This window comes from Streptomyces flaveolus (genome assembly GCF_000716535.1).
GTDB classification, from domain to species: Bacteria; Actinomycetota; Actinomycetes; order Streptomycetales; family Streptomycetaceae; genus Streptomyces; species Streptomyces flaveolus_A.
This window is the reverse complement of the sequence record NZ_JNWV01000005.1, coordinates 20867-38876: the sequence shown is the minus strand read 5'-3', so window position 1 is coordinate 38876 and position 18010 is coordinate 20867. Positions and strand designations below refer to the sequence as shown.

At 73.4% G+C, this 18010-nt stretch carries 17 protein-coding genes; 9 read left to right on the top strand and 8 right to left on the bottom strand.

Going from position 1 to position 18010, the window contains the following annotated elements; all coding sequences use genetic code 11:
- Positions 1-4 precede the first annotated feature (4 nt).
- Positions 5-1033, top strand: coding sequence for an LLM class flavin-dependent oxidoreductase (locus OO52_RS05810; RefSeq protein WP_030641621.1), 1029 nt, complete (start codon positions 5-7; stop codon positions 1031-1033).
- Position 1034: 1 nt separating this feature from the next.
- On the opposite strand, the gene OO52_RS05805 is transcribed toward OO52_RS05810, so the two are convergent.
- The gene (locus OO52_RS05805) at positions 1035-2009 is read right to left on the bottom strand and encodes a TauD/TfdA dioxygenase family protein (protein WP_030641619.1); all 975 of its coding nucleotides are present in this window, start codon (positions 2007-2009) and stop codon (positions 1035-1037) included.
- Positions 2010-2036: 27 nt separating this feature from the next.
- Positions 2037-3617 carry a glycoside hydrolase family 32 protein gene (locus OO52_RS05800; protein WP_030641617.1) on the bottom strand — a complete coding sequence of 527 codons (1581 nt, stop codon included), beginning with the start codon at positions 3615-3617 and terminating at the stop codon, positions 2037-2039.
- A 154-nt stretch (positions 3618-3771) separates the two neighbouring features.
- Between OO52_RS05800 and OO52_RS05795 the strand changes: the two genes are divergently transcribed.
- Genes OO52_RS05795 through OO52_RS05780 form a run of 4 tightly spaced genes read left to right on the top strand, consistent with a single transcriptional unit; the run spans position 3772 to position 8390 of the window.
- Positions 3772-5181 carry an ABC transporter substrate-binding protein gene (locus OO52_RS05795; protein ID WP_030641615.1) on the top strand — a complete coding sequence of 470 codons (1410 nt, stop codon included), beginning with the start codon at positions 3772-3774 and terminating at the stop codon, positions 5179-5181.
- Positions 5178-6128: a carbohydrate ABC transporter permease gene (locus tag OO52_RS05790; RefSeq protein WP_030641613.1), complete on the top strand. Its 951-nt coding sequence runs from the start codon at positions 5178-5180 to the stop codon at positions 6126-6128. Before OO52_RS05795 ends, OO52_RS05790 begins: the two co-directional genes overlap by 4 nt.
- Before the next feature lie 13 nt (positions 6129-6141).
- Positions 6142-6996: a carbohydrate ABC transporter permease gene (locus OO52_RS05785; protein WP_030641611.1), complete on the top strand. Its 855-nt coding sequence runs from the start codon at positions 6142-6144 to the stop codon at positions 6994-6996.
- A complete protein-coding gene (locus OO52_RS05780; protein WP_030641607.1) occupies positions 6993-8390 on the top strand; it encodes a glycoside hydrolase family 32 protein in 1398 nt (465 codons plus the stop codon). The genes OO52_RS05785 and OO52_RS05780 overlap by 4 nt, the downstream gene beginning before the upstream one ends.
- Here the strand turns inward: OO52_RS05780 and OO52_RS05775 are convergent.
- Entirely contained in the window at positions 8353-9417 is a 1065-nt protein-coding gene (locus OO52_RS05775) for a LacI family DNA-binding transcriptional regulator (RefSeq protein WP_030641605.1), read from the bottom strand. The genes OO52_RS05780 and OO52_RS05775 overlap by 38 nt on opposite strands.
- 103 nt (positions 9418-9520) lie before the next feature.
- Here OO52_RS05775 and OO52_RS05770 point away from each other — a divergent pair, with 103 nt between their 5' ends.
- Positions 9521-10351: an aldo/keto reductase gene (locus OO52_RS05770; protein WP_030641603.1), complete on the top strand. Its 831-nt coding sequence runs from the start codon at positions 9521-9523 to the stop codon at positions 10349-10351.
- A gap of 1 nt (position 10352) precedes the next feature.
- On the opposite strand, the gene OO52_RS05765 is transcribed toward OO52_RS05770, so the two are convergent.
- The gene (locus OO52_RS05765) at positions 10353-11231 is read right to left on the bottom strand and encodes a helix-turn-helix domain-containing protein (protein WP_030641601.1); all 879 of its coding nucleotides are present in this window, start codon (positions 11229-11231) and stop codon (positions 10353-10355) included.
- 150 nt (positions 11232-11381) lie between these two features.
- Here OO52_RS05765 and OO52_RS05760 point away from each other — a divergent pair, with 150 nt between their 5' ends.
- From OO52_RS05760 to OO52_RS05750, 3 genes are all read left to right on the top strand, one after another.
- A complete protein-coding gene (locus OO52_RS05760; RefSeq protein ID WP_030641599.1) occupies positions 11382-12245 on the top strand; it encodes an oxidoreductase in 864 nt (287 codons plus the stop codon).
- A 67-nt stretch (positions 12246-12312) separates the two neighbouring features.
- Entirely contained in the window at positions 12313-12927 is a 615-nt protein-coding gene (locus OO52_RS05755) for a DNA polymerase ligase N-terminal domain-containing protein (protein ID WP_030641597.1), read from the top strand.
- 175 nt (positions 12928-13102) lie between these two features.
- Positions 13103-13537: a cupin domain-containing protein gene (locus tag OO52_RS05750; RefSeq protein ID WP_030641594.1), complete on the top strand. Its 435-nt coding sequence runs from the start codon at positions 13103-13105 to the stop codon at positions 13535-13537.
- On the opposite strand, the gene OO52_RS05745 is transcribed toward OO52_RS05750, so the two are convergent.
- The 4 genes from OO52_RS05745 to OO52_RS05730 form a co-directional block, all read right to left on the bottom strand.
- Positions 13538-15868, bottom strand: a complete 2331-nt coding sequence (locus OO52_RS05745; protein ID WP_030641592.1) for a SpoIIE family protein phosphatase — start codon at positions 15866-15868, stop codon at positions 13538-13540.
- 54 nt (positions 15869-15922) lie between these two features.
- Positions 15923-16390, bottom strand: a complete 468-nt coding sequence (locus OO52_RS05740; RefSeq protein WP_030641591.1) for a peroxiredoxin — start codon at positions 16388-16390, stop codon at positions 15923-15925.
- Entirely contained in the window at positions 16387-16767 is a 381-nt protein-coding gene (locus tag OO52_RS05735; protein WP_030641590.1) for a DoxX family protein, read from the bottom strand. The genes OO52_RS05740 and OO52_RS05735 overlap by 4 nt, the downstream gene beginning before the upstream one ends.
- 368 nt (positions 16768-17135) lie before the next feature.
- Positions 17136-17993 carry a LysR family transcriptional regulator gene (locus OO52_RS05730; RefSeq protein WP_030641589.1) on the bottom strand — a complete coding sequence of 286 codons (858 nt, stop codon included), beginning with the start codon at positions 17991-17993 and terminating at the stop codon, positions 17136-17138.
- Positions 17994-18010 lie beyond the last annotated feature (17 nt).

The following is an 18010-nucleotide window of genomic DNA, read 5'->3' as shown; positions in this document are numbered from 1 at the left end:
GCCCGTGCCGTCCACCCCTCGCCCGCTGCGCAAGCTGGGCTTCCTCACCATCGGCCTGTTCGACCCGGCGGACCCCGGCCGGGGCCACGAGTCCACCCTGGAGATCATCGAACTGGGCGAGCGGCTCGGCTTCGACAGCGCCTGGGTCCGCCACCGGCATCTGCAGTACGGCATTTCGTCCCCGGTCGCCGTGCTGGCCGCCGCCTCGCAGCGCACCCGCCGGATCGAGCTGGGCACCGCGGTGACACCGCTCGGCTGGGAGAACCCGCTGCGGTTCGCCGAGGACCTCGCGACGGTGGACGTGCTGTCCGGCGGCCGGCTGAACCCGGGCGTCAGCGTGGGCCCGCCGACGCACTACGACCAGGTCAAGGACGCCCTCTACCCGGACACCGCCGACGCGGAGGACTTCTCCTACGAGCGGGTGCGGCGGCTGCTGGACCTGGTGCGCGGCAAGCCCGCCACGGACTTCAGCGGGGTGGAGGGGATCGAGGTCTTCAGCGACGTCGTCCAGCCGCACTCCCCCGGGCTCGGCCGGCGGATGTGGTACGGCGGCGGCAGCCTCGGCTCGGCGCGCTGGGCCGGCGAGCACGGCATGAACTTCCTGACCAGCAGTGTCGTCAAGGCGGAGGACCCGCAGGCGGCACCGGACTTCGCGGAGATCCAGCGGTCCCACGTCCGCGCGTTCCGTGCCCACCACCCGGACGGGGAGGCGGCCCGCGTCTCCCAGGGGCTGGTGGTGATCCCCACCGACTCGGCGACCCCGGGACAGCGCGCCAAGTACGAGGCCTACGCCGCCGGGCGCCTGGCCCGCACGACCTCCCCGCAGGGCCCGGCGCGGCTGCTGTTCGCGCCGGACCTGGTCGGCACCTCCGCGGAACTGGCCGGACGGCTGCACGCGCACGCCGCGTTCCGGGAGGTCGACGAGGTGGCGTTCGCGCTGCCGTTCACCTTCGGGCACGAGGACTACGTGCAGATCCTGACCGACATGGCGACGCGGCTCGGTCCGGCGCTGGGGTGGCGGCCCGGCGGCTGAGTCACCAGCGGCCCGCTTCCGTGCCGGTGACCGGTTCGGAGGGCCGCCCGTCCACCCCGACCGGCACCTCGCCGTGGAGCATCACCCGGTGCATGATCCGCGGGGAGCCCACGTGCGCGTGGTCGCTGGGGGCCAGGTGCATGGTGGCCCGGTTGTCCCAGAAGGCGACACTGCCGGGCTCCCAGCGGAAGCGGACCGTGTACTCGGGACGCACGGCCTGCTCCACCAGCAGCTGAAGCAGCGCCGCGCTCTCCGGCCGGGAGACGTCCACGATCTGCTCGACGTAGTAGCCGTTCACGAACAGCACCCGCTCCCCCGTCTCCGGATGCACCCGGACCAGCGGGTGCACGGACGCGACCTGGTGGTCCAGCAGGTGACGGACGTAGGCGTCGTCGCCGGGCCGGGGCTGGTAGCCGACGCCGAGCCGGTGCTCGGCGCGCAGGCCGTCGACGAAGGCGCGGACCGGGGCGGACAGTCCGGCGTAGGCGGCGGCCAGGTTGGCCCAGGTGGTGTCGCCGCCGTAGGGCGGGACGGCCTCGGCGCGCAGGATGGTCGCGGCCGGCGGGTCGATCCGGGCGCCGTGGTCGCAGTGCCAGCCGCGCAGCAGGGTGTGCCGGCGCCGGCCCAGCCACTCGTCGTGGTCCATGCCGTACCGTCCGCCCAGTTCCAGCCGGTCGGCGGTGGTCTCGACCTCGGGGAAGCCGGGCGGCGAGTGCGGTCCGCGGCGCGGGAGCGCGACCGGCTCGCCGAAGCGGCGCGCGAAGGCGACGTGCCCGGCGTGGTCCAGCCGCTGGCCGCGGAAGAACACCACCTTCCAGCGCAGCACCGCGTCCCTGATGAGCGCGATCACGGCGTCGTCCAGCGGTTCGGCGAGGTCGACGCCGGTGATCTCGGCGCCGATGTGCCCGGCGACCGGCCGCACCTCCACGCCCGGCACGTGTCCCGTTCCGTCCGCGGTCGCCCTGTCCGTCGTCATGCGCCCTCCGGTGCTCGTCCGTATCCGCTACCGGGGAGATCGTGACACCCTCTGCCCCGGCACGGCGAACTCCCGTATCACCGTGTTCCGGAACACGGCGGTGCCGCCGACACTGAACAGGGCCAGGCGGTCGTCGACCAGATAGGGGAACACCTCGGCGGAGTGCACGTACCGGCCGTCGTCCACGAACATCTCCACGGAGGTCCGGTCCACGAGGATCCGCAGCCGCACCCGGCCGGCGGACCGGTCGAACGGGGTGCGGCTCTCCTGCCGGGTGCCGCCGGCGTCGGGGTTGACGGTGCTGCGCCGGTTGAGGAAGGCGTAGTCCCCGTACACCCCGGCGTCGATGTGCCGTACGCCGTCCGGGGAACGGCGCAACTGGACGCCACCGCCGGTGAGTTCGGACCAGGTGATCTCGGTGGTCAGCTCGTAGGAGATGCCGGTGTGGTCGAGCGTGCGGGTGCCGTCGACCGTCAGGTCGCCGAGGCGCACGGTCCGGGAGACGTACGCGTCGAGCGCGGAGAGGGGGCGGGAGGCGAGGTGGTAGCCGCCGGAGGCGGACTTCTTCAGGGTGATCTCGCGGACGACCGAGTCGGTGCCGTTGAAGCCGTCGCAGTCGATGGTGGGTGTGGTGTGCGCGTAGGCCCAGTTGTTCAGCCAGCCGAGGGCGTGGCGGGTCGCCGGGTCCACCGTGCCGTCCGGGTTGCGCTTCTCGAAGGTGACGGCCGCGTACCAGTCCCAGCCGTGGTCGAGCCACTGGGGGTCCGCGGAGTCGGCGGTGAACGCGCCGCCGTCGAACGAACCCGTCCAGTAGGCGTAGGTGCAGGGCTGCCCGGAGCCGGTGCCGTCCGCGCTCACGCCCAGCACCCATTTCGTGGTGCCGTCGTCGGCGGTGATGCGGAACAGGTCGGGGCATTCGAGGACGCCGAGGCCGTCCTCGACGAAGGCGCCCGCGTAGGTCCAGGACCTGAGGTCCGCCGAGTGGTAGAAGCCGACCTTGTTCCGTTCGGCGAGGGCCATCACCCAACGGCCGTGGTCGTCGTCGCGGATCACCTTTGGGTCGCGGAAGTCGAGGACGCCCGGGTTGGCGAGAACGGGCTCCGTGCCGTGGTTCGTGAACGTACGGCCGCCGTCGGTCGAGTAGTACAGGAACTGCTCCTGGTGGTCGGTGCCGCCGCCGGGTGACATGGTGACGACGGCGACGACCGCGCCCGGACCGAAGCCGGCCGTCCCGGCGGTGTCGACCACCGCCGAGCCCGACCACACATCGCCGTTGACGGTCGTGTCCTTGGGGACGGCGATGCCCCGGTCGGTGAAGGAGACGAGGTCGGTGCTGGTGGCCAGCCGCCACGCGGTGCCCTCGCGGCCGTCCAGGTAGTCGGCGTTGTAGAGGTAGTAGCAGTGGTACTCGCCGTCGATCCAGACCGGGCGCTGCGGGTCGTTCTTCCACTGGTCGGGCACGGTGAAGTGGTAGTCGGCGCGGTACCGCGCGCATCCCGCCGCCGGCTCGGACCGCGGCTTCGCCCCGGCGGGCGCCGCGGGCAGCAGCGCCGCGCCGGCCCCTGCGGCCGTGGAGGCGAACAGGGCTCTTCTGCTCAGACCACGCATCACTCGTCGTTCCCCTTCCTGACGGGCCATCGGCTCAAGGACTGTAGACCTAACTCGTTAAAGGTCAAGTGTTCCCACGCCTTGACACGGATGTGACCCGCTTTTCATCATCTGGGGCATCACCCCTCGACTAACACGAGTTAGGCACGCTTGGATGACCGACTCGCTCTTCTCCCGCCGCGCCCTGCTGCGGTACGGCGCCTACGGCGCGGGAGCCGCCGCGCTCGCCGGCACCGCCGCGAGCTGGGACCGGCTCACCGGCGCCGACATCCCCGGCCGCGACGACGGCTCCCTGGTCGTCGCCACCCTGGGGTCCGCGTTCGCCCCGGCCGGGGTCCGCGCCCTGGTCGACGGCTTCCGCCGGCTGCACCCCGACATCAAGGTCCGGATCAACGCGGTGCAGGCCGTGGACTGGTCGGACTTCTTCGCCAAGATCCTCACGCAGATCGCGGCGGGCACCGCGCCCGACCTGGTCTACGTGGCCACCGAGGGGGTCCAGTTGTTCGCCCGCGACCTGGGTGTGCCCCTGGACCGCTGGGTGCGCCGGGACGCGGCCGAACTGCGGGAGTACTTCGCCGACGTCCACCCCTCACTGGTGGAGTCGATGATGTACGAGGGCAGCCTGTACCAGTTGCCGATCGAGTTCAACGCCGCCGACATGTACCTCAACAGCCAGGTACTGCGGCGCGCCGGCGCGGAGTTCCCGGCCGGCGACTGGACGCGGGACGACTTCACCGCGCTGCTGCGCCGGATGAAGAAGGCGAGCGACTCCCACTTCACGCCGTACTTCTGGACCAACCGGCTGTGGGGCGGGGTGGTCCCCTGGCTGTTCGCGAACGGCACCAACCTGCTCGCCGAGTCCAAGGCACCGGGCGGCTCCTGGCTGTGGGACGCCTTCTACCCGGCGGACCGGCGGCGGGGGCGCGGCGGCGGCTTCCGCTGGACGACCCCGCAGGCGACGGACGACCGGGTGGTGGAGGCGTACGACTATCTCGCCTCCCTGGTCCACGACGGACTGTGCACCCGGCCCGAAGGCGGCAACGGCCAGAACCTCATCGGGGTGTTCTCCACCGGCCGCGTCGGGGTCACGCCGGCGGGCGGCTTCTGGGCGGGCGGCCTCCATCTGGCCGGCATGCGCGCCGACGGATTCGACGTGCAGTACTTCCCGCGCCGGCACACCCAGCGGCACCAGTTCGGGGCCGCCGGCTACGCGCTGCTGCGCACCTCGAAGAAGCAGGACGCGGCCTGGGAGTTCATCAAGTACTCGGCCCGGCGCGACACCCTGAGCAAGCTGTTCACCACCAACCAGACGACCCCGGCCCGCCGTTCGATGCTGACCGCGGACCGCTACCGGGAGACCGGCCCGGCGCACTGGCGGGTCTTCTACGACACCCTCGACCGGTTCCCCGACACCGGTCCCATCCCGGCCCCGCCGCAGGTCGCCGAGGTGACCCAGGTGCTGCTCAAGCACACCGGGACGGCGCTGTCGAGCCCGGGCGCGGTCGGACCGGCGCTGCGCCGGATGCAGGGCGATCTGGAGAAGGCCATGGAGCGTGACGTATGACGGACACCCGGATCTCCTCCGTGCGGCCCCGGGCCGCGAGCCCGGCCGCTCGGGCCGTGCGCCCGGGAGCGCGTGAGCGGGGGACGCTGCTGCTGGCGGCGGTGTTCCTGGCGCCGACCGTGGTCGGGATCGTGATCTTCACGGTCGTACCGATCGTCGGTTCGGTCGTGCTGAGCCTCTTCCACTGGAACGTGATCGACGCGCCCGGCTTCGCCGGTACGGCCAACTACCGGGAGGTGTTCAGCGATACGACCGTTCTGGTGTCCTTCCGCAACACCCTCGTCTTCATGGTGTTCGCGGTCGCCGCGCAGCTCCTGATCGCGCTGGCGCTCGCGCTGACGCTGAACGGCCGGATGCCGGGCTGGCTGCGCTCGGTCTTCCGCTCGGCGTTCTTCTTCCCGCTCGTGCTGTCCGCCGCGTCCATCTCGGTCGTGATGAAGTACCTGTTCAACCAGGACTTCGGAGTGGTCAACTGGCTGATCGGCCTGTTCGGGATCGCTCCCGTGCCCTGGCTGACCTCCGAACACGGCGCGATGGCCACGGTGGTCGTCGTGTACGTGTGGCAGCAGTTCGGGTTCTCGTTCCTGCTGTTCGTGGGCGGACTGAACAACATACCCAAGGAGATCCACGAGGCCGCCGCGCTCGACGGCGCGACCGGCCCGCGCAAGCACCTCGCCATCACGCTGCCGCTGCTCTCCCCCACCCTGCTGGTGGCCTCGGTGGTCGGCATCATCAACGCGCTCCAGGTCTTCGAGCAGCCGTACGTCCTCACCGACGGCGGGCCCGGCGACTCCACCCGCACGGTCGTGATGGTCATCTACGAGAAGGCCTTCGAGCAGCTCCGGTTCGGTGAGGCGTCCGCGGTGGGCGTCCTGCTGTTCGTGCTGATCATGGCGGTCACCGCCCTCCAGTTCCGGCTCAGCCGGCGTTTCGTCCACTACCAGTGAGCCGGTGAGTCCCATGAGCCGATCAACCCTGACCCTCAGCCGCGCCCGGTACGCGCTCGGGCCGTGGGCGCGGATCGCCGGACTGGCGGTGTGCGCGCTGCTGACCCTCGGGCCGGTGGTGTGGACCGTGTCCACCTCGCTGCGCACTCCGGCGGAGTCGTTCGATCTGCCGCCGCGGATCGTTCCGGCACATCCCAGTACCGCCGCCTATCGCGGCGTGTTCGAGCAGATCGACGTGTGGCTGCTCGCGCTCAACTCGACGCTCGTGACCGCGTTGATCGCGGTCGGCCAGATGATCACCGCGGGGCTCGCCGGTTACGCGTTCGCCCGGCTCGACTTCCGTTTCAAGAAGCCGCTGTTCGGTCTGGTGCTGGCGACCATGATGGTCCCCTTGCAGGTCACGATCGTCCCGGTGTTCCTGGTGCTCAAGTCGATGGGCCTGACCGACACCCTGCTCGGTCTGATCGTTCCGGCGTTCCCGACCGCGTTCGGCACCTTCCTGATGCGCCAGTACTTCCTCGGCATGCCGAAGGACCTGGGCGAGGCGGCGATGCTGGACGGCGCCGGGCCCTGGCGGATCTTCCGGTCCGTGTACGCCCCGCTGGCCCGGCCGGGCCTCGCCATCGTCGGTGTGCTCGCCTTCAACTACCACTGGAACGAGTTCTTCCGCCCGCTGATCCTGGAGACCTCCGGGCAGAACTACACCCTCCCGCTGGGACTGGTCTCCCTCCAGGGCAACCTCGGCACCGGTTCCATCTCGGTGGTCCTCGCGGGCGTCGTCCTGTCCATGATCCCCGCCGTCGCCGTGTTCGTCGTCGGCCAGCGCCCTCTGCGCGAGGGCATCACCTCCGCAGGAGTCAACCGTTGAGCACCGCCGCTCCCGCCCCGGACCCGGACGCCCCCCGCTTCCGGGTCCGCCCGCCCGCCAACTGGATCAACGACCCCAACGGCCCCTTCCGCTGGCGTGGCCGCCACCACCTCTTCTACCAGCACAACCCGGCCGCCCCGGTGCACGCCGACGTCCACTGGGGCCATGTCTCCAGCCCCGACCTCGTCCACTGGGAGCACCACCCGATCGCCCTCGCCCCGACGCCCGGCGGCCCCGACGAGGCCGGCTGCTGGTCGGGCTGTGTGGTGGACGACGGCGGTGTGCCCACGGCGGTGTACACCGGCGTCGACCACGCCCACACCGGGCTCGGCTCCATCTGTCTGGCCCGTGCGGCCGACCCGGCCGACGACCGGCTCACGGCCTGGCGGCCCCTGCCCATCCCGGTGGTCCCGGGGCCGCCCCCCGGACTCGACGTGGTGATGTTCCGCGACCCGTTCGTCTTCCGGCACGCCGGCCGCCGTTGGGCACTCGTCGGGGCGGGCCACGCCGACGGCACCCCGTCGGTGCTGCTGTACGACTGCGAGGAGCTGACCGACTGGCGGTTCGCGGGTGTCCTGCTCGACGGCCACGACCCCGTCGCCACCGGCGTGTTCGGCGACAAGGCGGTCGGCTGGGAGTGCCCGCAGCTCTTCGAGACGTCCGGCGGCGACCACGTCCTGGTGGTGTCCCTGTGGGACGGAGATCCCCGCACCACCGGATACCTGACAGGCACTCTGAGACTCGGAGAGCAAGGGGAGTTCGTCCCGCGCGCCGGCGGCCGGCTCGACCACGGCCGGGACTTCTACGCCCCCGCCGTCCTCCGCGAGCCGGGCCGGACCCTGATGTGGGGCTGGTCGTGGGAGGCGCGGGACGAGGCGGCGGTGCTGGCGGCCGGCTGGGCGGGCACGCTCACCGCGCCCCGGGTCGTCGACGCCCGTCCCGACGGCAGCCTGCGGGTCGTACCGGCCCCCGAGCTGGAACTCCTGCGGGCCGACCGGCCGTTCGCGACCGGGCCGGGCCGTGCGGTGCCACTGCCGCCGGCGTACGACCTGACGGTGACGGCGTACGGCGCCACCACCGTCACGCTGCTGCGGGCGGCGGACCGGGCGCTGGCGCTCCGGCTGGACCCGGCGGCCGGCACCGTCGTCCTGGACCGCTCCGGGTGGCCCCGCGAGGGCGTCGAGGGATCGGCTCCGGTCACGGTGGGCGTGCCGCCCGGGCCGGACCTCTCCGTGCGCCTCCTGACCGACGGCTCGCTGCTCGAACTGTTCGTGGCGGACCGGGCGACGGTGACCGAGCGGGTCTACCGCCGGCCGGGCGACCTCGCCGAGCTGCTGGTCGAGGGGGACGCCGAGGTCAGCGCGTGGGAGCAGGTCCCACCGAGGCGCGGCTGACCACGGGACAGGCCAGCCGCCGTACGGTGGCGGGCGGGGTGCGGCCGGTGTCGATGGCGTCCAGCAGCAGCCGGGCCGCGGCCTCGCCCATCGCCCGGTGCGGGAGCGCCACGGTGGTGAGGGCCGGGGTGAGGAAGGCGGCCATGTGCTCCTGGTCGTCGTAGCCGACCACCGACAGCTCGCCGGGTACGGCGATCCCGAGCCGGGTCGCGGCGTGCAGCACGCCTGCCGCGACCCGGTCGTTGTAGCAGAAGATCCCGGTGGGCCGGTGGTGCGGGGCGGTGCCGTCGAGCAGCCGGGTGGCTCCCTCGTGGCCGCCGGTGATCTCGCCGCCGGTGCGCACCACCCACTCCTTCGGCACGGTGATGCCCGCGGCGCGCAGCGCGTCCCGGAATCCGCGCAGCCGCTCCACCGAGGCGATGTCGTCCTGCCCGCCGACCAGGGCCACCCGGCGGTGCCCGGCCTCCAGCAGCAGCCGTGCGGCGGTCCGGCCGCCGGCCCGCTCGGCGGGGATGACGGCGGGCAGCGAGTCGTCCACGGGAAGGCAGTTGGCGAGCACGGAGTGGGTGCGGTGCAGGCCCTCGGGGACCCGGACCCGGCGCAGGGACATCGCGGCGTAGATGATGCCGTCCACGCGCCGGTCGAGGAGTTCGGCGACGGCCGCGTCCTCCTTGGCGGGGTCGCCGCCGGAGTCCACGGTGAGGACGAGGTGGTCGCTGTCCCAGGCGGTCTCCATGGCCCCGCGCAGCAGCCGCCCGGCGAACGGGGACGTGGCGATCTCGTCGGTGACCAGGCCGATCACGGCCGTACGGCGACGGCGCAGGCCGCGGGCGACGGGGTCGGGCCGGTAGCCGAGCCGGGCGGCGGCCTGCCGGATGCGTTCCTGGGTGGCGGGTGAGAGGTTGCCCTCGGCGCGGCCGTTGAAGACGAAGGAGACGGCGGTGTGCGAGACGCCGGCGAGCCGGGCGACGTCCCGTGAGGTGGGCCGTCCGCCACCCACGCCGTTCCTGTCCGCGCCGCCGCCCATGCCGTCCGCTGCCCTCTCCCCACCCGCCCGGTTGATCACCGCTCACCCTATCCGTGAGGCTGGGGACAGACACAGAGGGAGACGATCGAGGGAAGGTCTCATCGTGAACGGTGTTCCGCTGTACACGCTCGACGACGGTACGACGATCCCCGCCATCGGCCTCGGCACCTGGCCCCTGGACGACGCGCAGGCCGAGCGGGCCGTGCGCACGGCGCTGGAAGCGGGCTACCGGCTGGTCGACACCGCGACGAACTACCGCAACGAGACCGGTGTCGGCCGGGGCGTGGCGGGCAGCGGGGTGCCCCGCGAGGAGGTGGTGGTCACGACCAAGCTGCCGGGCCGGCACCACGGGTACGAGGAGACCCTCGCGTCCTTCGAGGAGTCCCGGCGGCGGCTCGGCCTGGAGTACGTGGACCTGTACCTGATCCACTGGCCGAACCCCCGGGTGGACAAGTACGTCGACTCCTGGAAGGCGATGATCCGGCTGCGGGAGGACGGTCTGGTCCGCTCGATCGGCGTCTCCAACTTCACGCCGGAGCACATCACGCGGCTGGAGAAGGAGACCGGGGTGCTGCCGTCGGTGAACCAGATCGAGCTGCACCCGCTGTTCCCGCAGGAGGAACTGCGCGCCTTCCACGCGGAGAAGGGGATCGTGACCGAGAGCTGGAGCCCGCTGGGCCGGGGCAGCGCCCTGCTGGACGACCCGGCGGTCGCGGAGGTCGCGCGGGCGCACGGGGTCACCCCCGCACAGGTGCTGCTGCGCTGGCACGTGCAGCTCGGCGCGCTGCCGGTACCGAAGTCGGCGGACCCCGCACGGCAGCGCGCCAACCTGGACGTGTTCGGCTTCGAGCTGGACGAGGACCAGATGGCGGCCGTCGCCCGCCGCTCCCCGCGCCGGCTCGGCGGGGACCCGAGGACGCACGAGGAGTTCTGAGCTACGGCTCCTCGATCGGCTCTTCCTTCCGTTCCCCGGTGGGCGCGCCCGTCCGCCCGGAGGCGGCGAGGCTGCCGAGGATGTCCAGCAGCTCGGCGTTCCGGCTGCCGGGTTCGGCGTGGAAGACGACCAGGGTGAGCCCGTCGGTGCCGTCCACGGACAGCTTGTTCGAGTGCAGGTCGAGGTCGCCGACCTGGGGGTGGCTGAGGTGGCTCACCCGGCCGCGCCGGGGGCGGACCTCGTGGCGGGCCCACAGGGTGCGGAAGCGTTCGCTGCGCAGGGACAGCTCGCCGACCAGGTCGCGCAGCCGGGGGTCGTCCGGGTCGGTCCCGGCCTCCGACCGCAGGGCGGCCACCCCTTCCGCGGTGAGGTCCCTCCAGTCCCGGCGCAGGGCGCGTTCGGCGGGGTCGAGGAACACGGCCCGCAGCAGGTTGACGCCGGGGGCGTAGTTCGGGGTGAGCGCGGTGGCGAGGGCGTTGGCGGCGAGGCAGTCGGTGTAGCGGTTCTGGAGGTAGGCGGGGTTGCGCGGCCAGCCGTCGATGAGCTGGAGCAGACTCGCCGGGACCTGCTGCGGCCGCCGCCCGGAGCGCGGGCCGGGCGCGGGCCGCTCCTGGGCGAGCCCGACGAGGTGGGCGGTGGCGTCCCCGTCCAGCCGCAGCACCCGGGCGATGGCCTCCAGCACCTGCACGGAGGGGTTGCGGTCGCGGCCCTGCTCCAGCCGCAGGTAGTAGTCGGAGCTGATGCCGGCCAGCAGCGCGACCTCCTCGCGGCGCAGCCCCGGCACCCGGCGCAGGCCGCCGCCGGGCAGCCCCACGTCCTCCGGCCGTACCAGCGCCCGGCGGGCGCGCAGAAACTCACCGAGCGCGTTCGATCCGTCCACGCCCCCACCGTACGGCCGGCCGGGCGGCGGTGACTGGCCCTGTCACTCCCAGGATCGCGGGGGCACTGCCGTGCCGGGCGGATCGGGCGGAGGGTGGAGTGCGAGGCCACCGGGAGGGTCCGGTGGCCGGGACATCCTGAGAGGTACGACATGACTGCACAGCTCGGTGGCACCGTGACCCCGGCCGACGGCCTGACCCTGACCCGCGTCGGGTACGGCGCCATGCAGCTCGCCGGACCGCACGTCTTCGGTCCGCCGCGGGACCGGGACCGGGCGGTGGCGGTGCTGCGCGCGGTGGTGGAGGCGGGCATCACACACATCGACACGGCCGACTTCTACGGGCCCGTCGTCGTCAACCAGATCATCAAGGAGGCCCTGCACCCGTACCCGGACGACCTGCGCATCGTCACCAAGGTCGGGGCCCGGCGGGCAGCCGACGGCGCCTGGATCATGTCCCGGCACCCCGAGGACCTGAAGGCGCAGGTGTACGACAACCTGCGCAACCTCGGCGTGGACACGCTGGACGTGGTCAATCTGCGGCTCGGCGACATGGACACCCCGAACGAGGACTCGATCGCCGACCAGTTCGGCGCGCTGGCCGAGCTGCGCGAACGCGGGCTGATCCGGCACCTGGGGCTGAGCACCGCGTCCGCCGCGCAGCTCGACGAGGCCCGGACGATCGCCCCCGTGGTGACCGTGCAGAACCTGTACAACCTGGCGAACCGGCAGGACGACGCGCTGCTGGAGCGGACGGCGGCGGAGAACATCGCCTTCGTGCCGTACTTCCCGCTCGGCGGGTTCACCCCGCTCCAGTCGGACACGCTGGCGAAGGTGGCCGCCCGGCTGGAGGCCTCGCCGCAGCAGGTGGCGCTGGCCTGGCTGCTGCGCCGCTCGCCGAACATCGCGCTCATCCCCGGCACCTCCTCCCCCGAGCACCTGCGGGAGAACATCGCCGCGGCCGGCCTGGTGCTGCCGGACGACGCGATGGCCGAGCTGAACGGCATCGCGGGCTGACCGGACGGCGTCGGGGTACCCGGGGGCGCGTGAGGCGGTCGTAGGCGTCGTGGGAAGGGAGCCGGCGGTGGCGGCGGAGGAGGACCGGCTGCGGACGTACCGCGGCAAGCGCGACTTCGAGCGGACCCGCGAGCCGTCCGGGCAGGCGGCCCGGACGCGGGGTGAGCGGCCACGGTTCGTGGTGCAGATCCACGACGCGCGGCGCATGCACTTCGACTTCCGGCTCCAGGTCGACGACGTCCTCAAGTCCTGGTCCGTGCCCAAGGGCCCGTCCACCGACCCCGGGGACAAGCGGCTGGCGGTGCCGACGGAGGACCATCCGCTGGAGTACGAGGACTTCGAGGGGGTCATCCCGAAGGGCGAGTACGGCGGCGGCACCGTGATCGTGTGGGACCACGGGACGTACGAGCCGCTCAGTCACGACCGCCGGGGGCGCCCGGTGGACTTCGCGGAGTCCCTGGAGCGCGGGCACGCCACCTTCCGGCTGCACGGCGCGAAGCTGCGCGGCGAGTACGCCCTCACCCGCTTCCGCGGCGGCGCGGACGAGGAGGAGACGTGGCTGCTGGTGCGCAAGGGGCCGGCGCGGTCGGACGGGCACGGCACCCCCGATCCCCGGCGCGCCCGCTCGGTGCGCAGCGGGCGCACCCTGGCCCAGGTCGCCGCGGCTGCCGGCCGGGAGTGACAGCGGCGGAGCACGCCGGTCGGAAGTGACTGCGCCGGAGCACGCCGGTCGAGTGTGACAGCGGTGGAGCAGCAGCGCGCGGGCGCCGGAATACGGATCACCGGGTTCCGGCCCCAACCCGCCTTCACGGCCTCTATGTTCGGGCGGTGTCCGCCCGCGCCCCTGGAGGCCCCGCATGCGCACCGCACTCCGTACCGCCGTCGTCGGCGTGGTGACCACCGCCGCCCTCGTGACCTGCGGCCCCGCCGGGGCGACCCCGGCGGGGCCCGGTGTGACGGCGCGGATCCTCGCGCAGACCACCGTCGACGGCACCGACTACACCCTGCGGGAGATCACGGTCCCGCCCGGCCAGAGCACCGGCTGGCACTACCACGACGGCCCGCTGTACGGCGTCGTGAAGCAGGGCACCCTCAGCCACTTCGACGCCACGTGCGGCTCGGACGGCGTGTACCGGACGGGCGCGACGATCCGGGAGCCGTCCGGGAGCGATCACGTCCACATCGGCCGCAACCTGGGGGACACGCCGCTCGTCCTCGATGTGCTGTACGTGCTGCCGCACGGCTCCCCGTTCTCTCAGGACGCGCCGAACCCGGGCTGCGCGTTCCAGTGATCAGTCGTCGGGCAGCGGCTGTTCGGCCCAGATGGTCTTGCCGGCGCCGGTCTGCCGGCTGCCCCAGCGCTGGGTGAGCTGGGCGACGAGCAGCAGTCCCCGGCCGCCCTCGTCGTAGGCGTGCGCCCGGCGCAGGTGCGGGGAGGTGGAACTGGCGTCGGAGACCTCGCAGATGAGGGCGCGGTCGCGGATCAGACGGAGCTGGATGGGCGGTTCGCCGTAGCGGATGGCGTTGGTGACGAGTTCGCTGACGACGAGTTCGGTGACGAAGGCGGTCTCCGCCAGCCCCCAGGCGGTCAGCCGCTCGGTGGCCGCCTGCCGCAGGACGGCGACCTGGGCGGGATCGGGCGGCACGTCCCAGGTGGCGACCCGGTCGCCGCCGAGGGCCCGGGTGCGCACGAGGAGCAGGGCGACGTCGTCGCCGGGCTGGTCGGGCAGGACGGCCTTCAGGACGTCGTCGGCGAGGGCTTCGAGGGAGGCGGCGGGTGCGGTGAGGGCGCGGCGCAGTTCCTCGGTGGCGCCGTCCAGGTCCCGGTCGCGGTCCTCGATCAGGCCGTCGGTGTAGAGGGCGACGACCGAGCCCTCGGGCAGTTCCCGTTCCGTCGCCTCGAACGGCAGTCCGCCGACGCCGAGCGGTGGCCCCACGGTGACGGGGAGGAACTCCGCGGTGCCGCCGGGCAGGACGACGGCCGGGGCGGGGTGGCCGGCGGCGGCCAGGGCGAGCCGGCGGGAGATCGGGTCGTAGACGGCGTACAGGCAGGTCGCGCCGAGTTCGGCGACCTCCTCACCGCTGCCGTCGGCGGCGAGGTGGGTGACCAGGTCGTCGAGGTGGGTGAGGAGTTCGTCGGGCGGCAGGTCGACGTCGGCGAGGGTGCGGACGGCCGTGCGCAGCCGGCCCATCGTGGCGGAGGACTGGATGCCGTGGCCGACCACGTCGCCCACGACCAGGCCGACCCGGCCGCCGGAGAGCGGGATGACGTCGAACCAGTCGCCGCCGATGCCGGCCAGGGAGCCGCTCGGCAGATAGCGGTGGGCGACGTCGACCGCGGCCTGTCCGGGCAGGCCGCGCGGGAGCAGGCTGTGCTGGAGGGTGAGGGCGGTGGAGCGTTCCCGGGTGAAGCGGCGGGCGTTGTCGATGCAGACGGCGGCGCGGCTGGCGAGTTCCTCCGCGAAGACGGCGTCGTCGGGGCCGTAGTCGTCGGGGTGGCCCATGCGGACGCAGACCGCGACGCCCAGGGTGGTGCCGCGGGCCCGCAGCGGCACCGCGATCATGGAGTGGGCGCCCAGCCGGAAGGGGCGGCCCCCGGGCGAGCGCGTGTTGCGTTCCGCCAGCCACTGGACGAACTCGGGCTCGCCGGCCTGGCTGAGCACCGCGCGGCTCTCGTGCAAGGCGCGGGCGGGCGGGGAGGTCGGCTGGTAGACGTCGGTCTCGCCCAGGTGCAGGGCCGCCGCGGGGTTGTCCGGGCGGGTGGAGCCGTGGGCGACGCGGCGCAGGACCACTCCGCCGTCCGGCAGCGTCGGCGGTTCGTCGGCGCCGAGGACCCAGTCGAGCAGGTCGACGCTGGCGAAGTCCGCGTACTGCGGGACCAGCAGTTCGATCATCTCCTCGGCGGTGCCGACCACGTCCAGGGTGGTGCCGATGCGGGTCGCGGCCTCGTTCAGCAGGGCGAGCCGGCGCCGGGCCCAGTACTGCTCGCTGCTGTCGAGCGCGGCGAGCGCGACCGCGGCCGGTTCGCCGGAGGCGTCGCGCAGCGGCCACATCTCGATGCTCCAGGCGTGTTCCTGGTTGAGGGCGGGGGCACCGGTGTAGCTCTCGTAGCGGACCGGCCGGCCGGTCTCGGCGACCTCGCGCAGATGGGCCAGGAAACCACGGCTGGGCTCGGTGTCCTCGACGGTGTCCGGGAAGGACCGGCCGAGCAGCGCCTCCTCGGGGACGCCCATCACATGGCAGGCGGTGGCGTTGACGCGCAGGTAGCGCTGGCGGAGGTCGAACACCGACATGGACATGGACGCCTGCTCGAAGGCCTGGGCCGCCAGGGTCGTGCCGGGCGGCAGGGCCGTGACGACGTAACCGGCGGGCTGTCCGGCGGCGCCGGCCAGCGGGCAGACGGTGACGGGCAGCACGAGGCGGTGCCCGTCGCGGTGGCGCAGGGCGACCGGGCCCCCGCGTGCGGTGAGGATGTCGCCGGGGACGTCCTCGGCCAGCAGGTCCGTGGCCGGCCGGCCCACGACCTCGTCCGCCGGATGGCCGGTGAGCAGCCGCGCGCCCTCGGTCCACCCGGTCACCGTGCCGTGCGCGTCGATCACCGCCACGGCGGCGACATCTTCCATATGCTCCAGGATGATCCGATTGTCCCGGTGCATCAAGCGGCGAGGGTGTCCGCTTCAGCCCTGATGGGCGCGGAGAGCGGCGAGGGCCCGGTCGGCGTGGGTGTTCATGCGCAGTTCGCTGCGGACGATCTCCAGGACGGTACGGTCCTGGGCGATCACGAAGGTGACCCGCTTGGTCGGGGCCAGGGAGAAGCCGCGCTTGACGCCGAACCGCTCGCGGACCGTGCCGTCGGCGTCGGAGAGGAGCGGCATGCCGAGGCCGTGCCGGCCGGCGAACTCCTGCTGCTTGTCGACGGTGTCCCCGCTGATCCCGACGGCCCGGGCGCCGACGGCGGCGAACTCGGCGGCGAGGTCGCGGAAGTGGCAGGCCTCGGCGGTGCAGGCGGGGGTGAGGGCGGCGGGGTAGAAGAAGAGGACGACCGGGCCGTCGGCCAGCAGCTCGGTGAGCCGGCGGGTGGCGCCGGTCTCGTCCGGCAGGGCGAAGTCCTCGGCCTCGGCCCCGATCTCGACGCGCTCGGTCACGACCGCCCCTCCCCGCCCCGGGCGACTCCGCGCGCCCACAGCACCAGCGGCACCTGGAGGGGCAGCCGGGTGAGGGCCGCCGCCCTCAGCGGCGCGGGCCGGTCGCGCCAGTCCACGGCCATCTTGACGTTGGCCGGGAACACGCCGACGAAGAAGGCGGCCGCCGCCTTCGCGGCGAGCGCGCGGGTGCGGGGCGCCGCGATCCCGGCCGCGAGGGCCAGCTCGACGGCCCCGCTCCCGTACGTCCAGGCCCTGGGCGAGCCCGGCAGCGCACGGGGCACGGTCGCGTCGAACTGCCGCGGAACGGCGAAATGGGCCACTCCGGCGGTCGCCAGCAGACCGGCGAGCAGCAGGGGTGAGCGTGGGGACCGGGGCACGGTACCTCCTCTGGTGTCCTGCCGCCGGATATTACTGGACGGTAGGCGCGGGGGTGGCCGTTCCCGGTGGACACGCACCGGATCGATGGTGGGGCCCGGGGGCGTCCCCACCGGGCCGACGGCAATCGCGAGCGTGACCGCGCAACGGACACGCGTCGAACGGCCGGCCCGGGGGGCGGACCGGTGGCGGCGCGTGCCGCCCGGGGGCGGGGGCGCGGTGCCGGAGCGTGTCCGGGGGCGGGACGAGCCGGGCGGCGGGGGCGGCGGGCAGCGTCCTGGGCCAGGACGTAGGCGCCCCTAAAGGTGCCGCCCCGCATCAGCGCGCTGCGCACCTCGGTGAGCTGTAAGAACTTCGCCCCGGCGCCCGCTCATCCGGCCCGGTACAGCTCGGTGAGCAGTTCCAGCACCGCCTGGAGGGCCGGGTGCGGGTCGTCGCGCCACCAGGCCAGCCGTACGGCGACGGGCTCGGCGTCGCGCACCGGCCGGTAGACGATGCCGGGCCTCGGGTACTGGTTCGCGGTGGACTCGGCGGTCACCCCGACCCCCCGCCCGGCGGCGATGAGGGTGAGCCAGTCGTCGACGTCATGGGTCTCCTCGGTGGCAGGCCGGGAGTCCGGCGGCCACAGGTCGGGGGTGGCCGTGCCGGTACGGCGGTCCACCAGCAGGAGCCGGTCGGCGAGGTCGGCGAGCCGCACGGACCGGCGCCGGGCGAGCGGATCGTCGGCGGCGAGCGCGCACAGCCGCCGCTCCAGCCCGACGAGGGCGGTGTCGAAGCGCCGGTCGTCCAGCGGTCTGCGGACGACGGCGAGGTCGCAGGCGCCCTCGGCGAGCCCGGCGGAGGGCGAGTTGACCCGGATCAGGTGCAGGTCGGTGCCGCGGTGGGCCGCGCTCCAGCGCCGCTGGAAGGCGACGGTGTGGCGGCCCAGCGCCGACCACGCGTAGCCGACGCGCAGCCGGGTGTGCCCCGAGGTGGCCTCACGGACCAGGTCCGAGACGTCGGCGAGGACGCGCCGGGCCTGAGCCACCACGCGCACACCAGTGGCGGTGGGGGTCACCTCGCGGGAGGTGCGCCTCAGGAGCCGTACGCCCAGGGCGCGTTCGAGGGAGGCGACGGCCCGGGAGACGGCGGCCTGGGAGACGCCCAGGGCGATCGCCGCGTCCGTGAAGGTGCCTTCGTCCGCGATGGCCACGAGACAGCGCAACTGACGAAGATCGATGTCATGCATACGTTCAGCGTATAGAT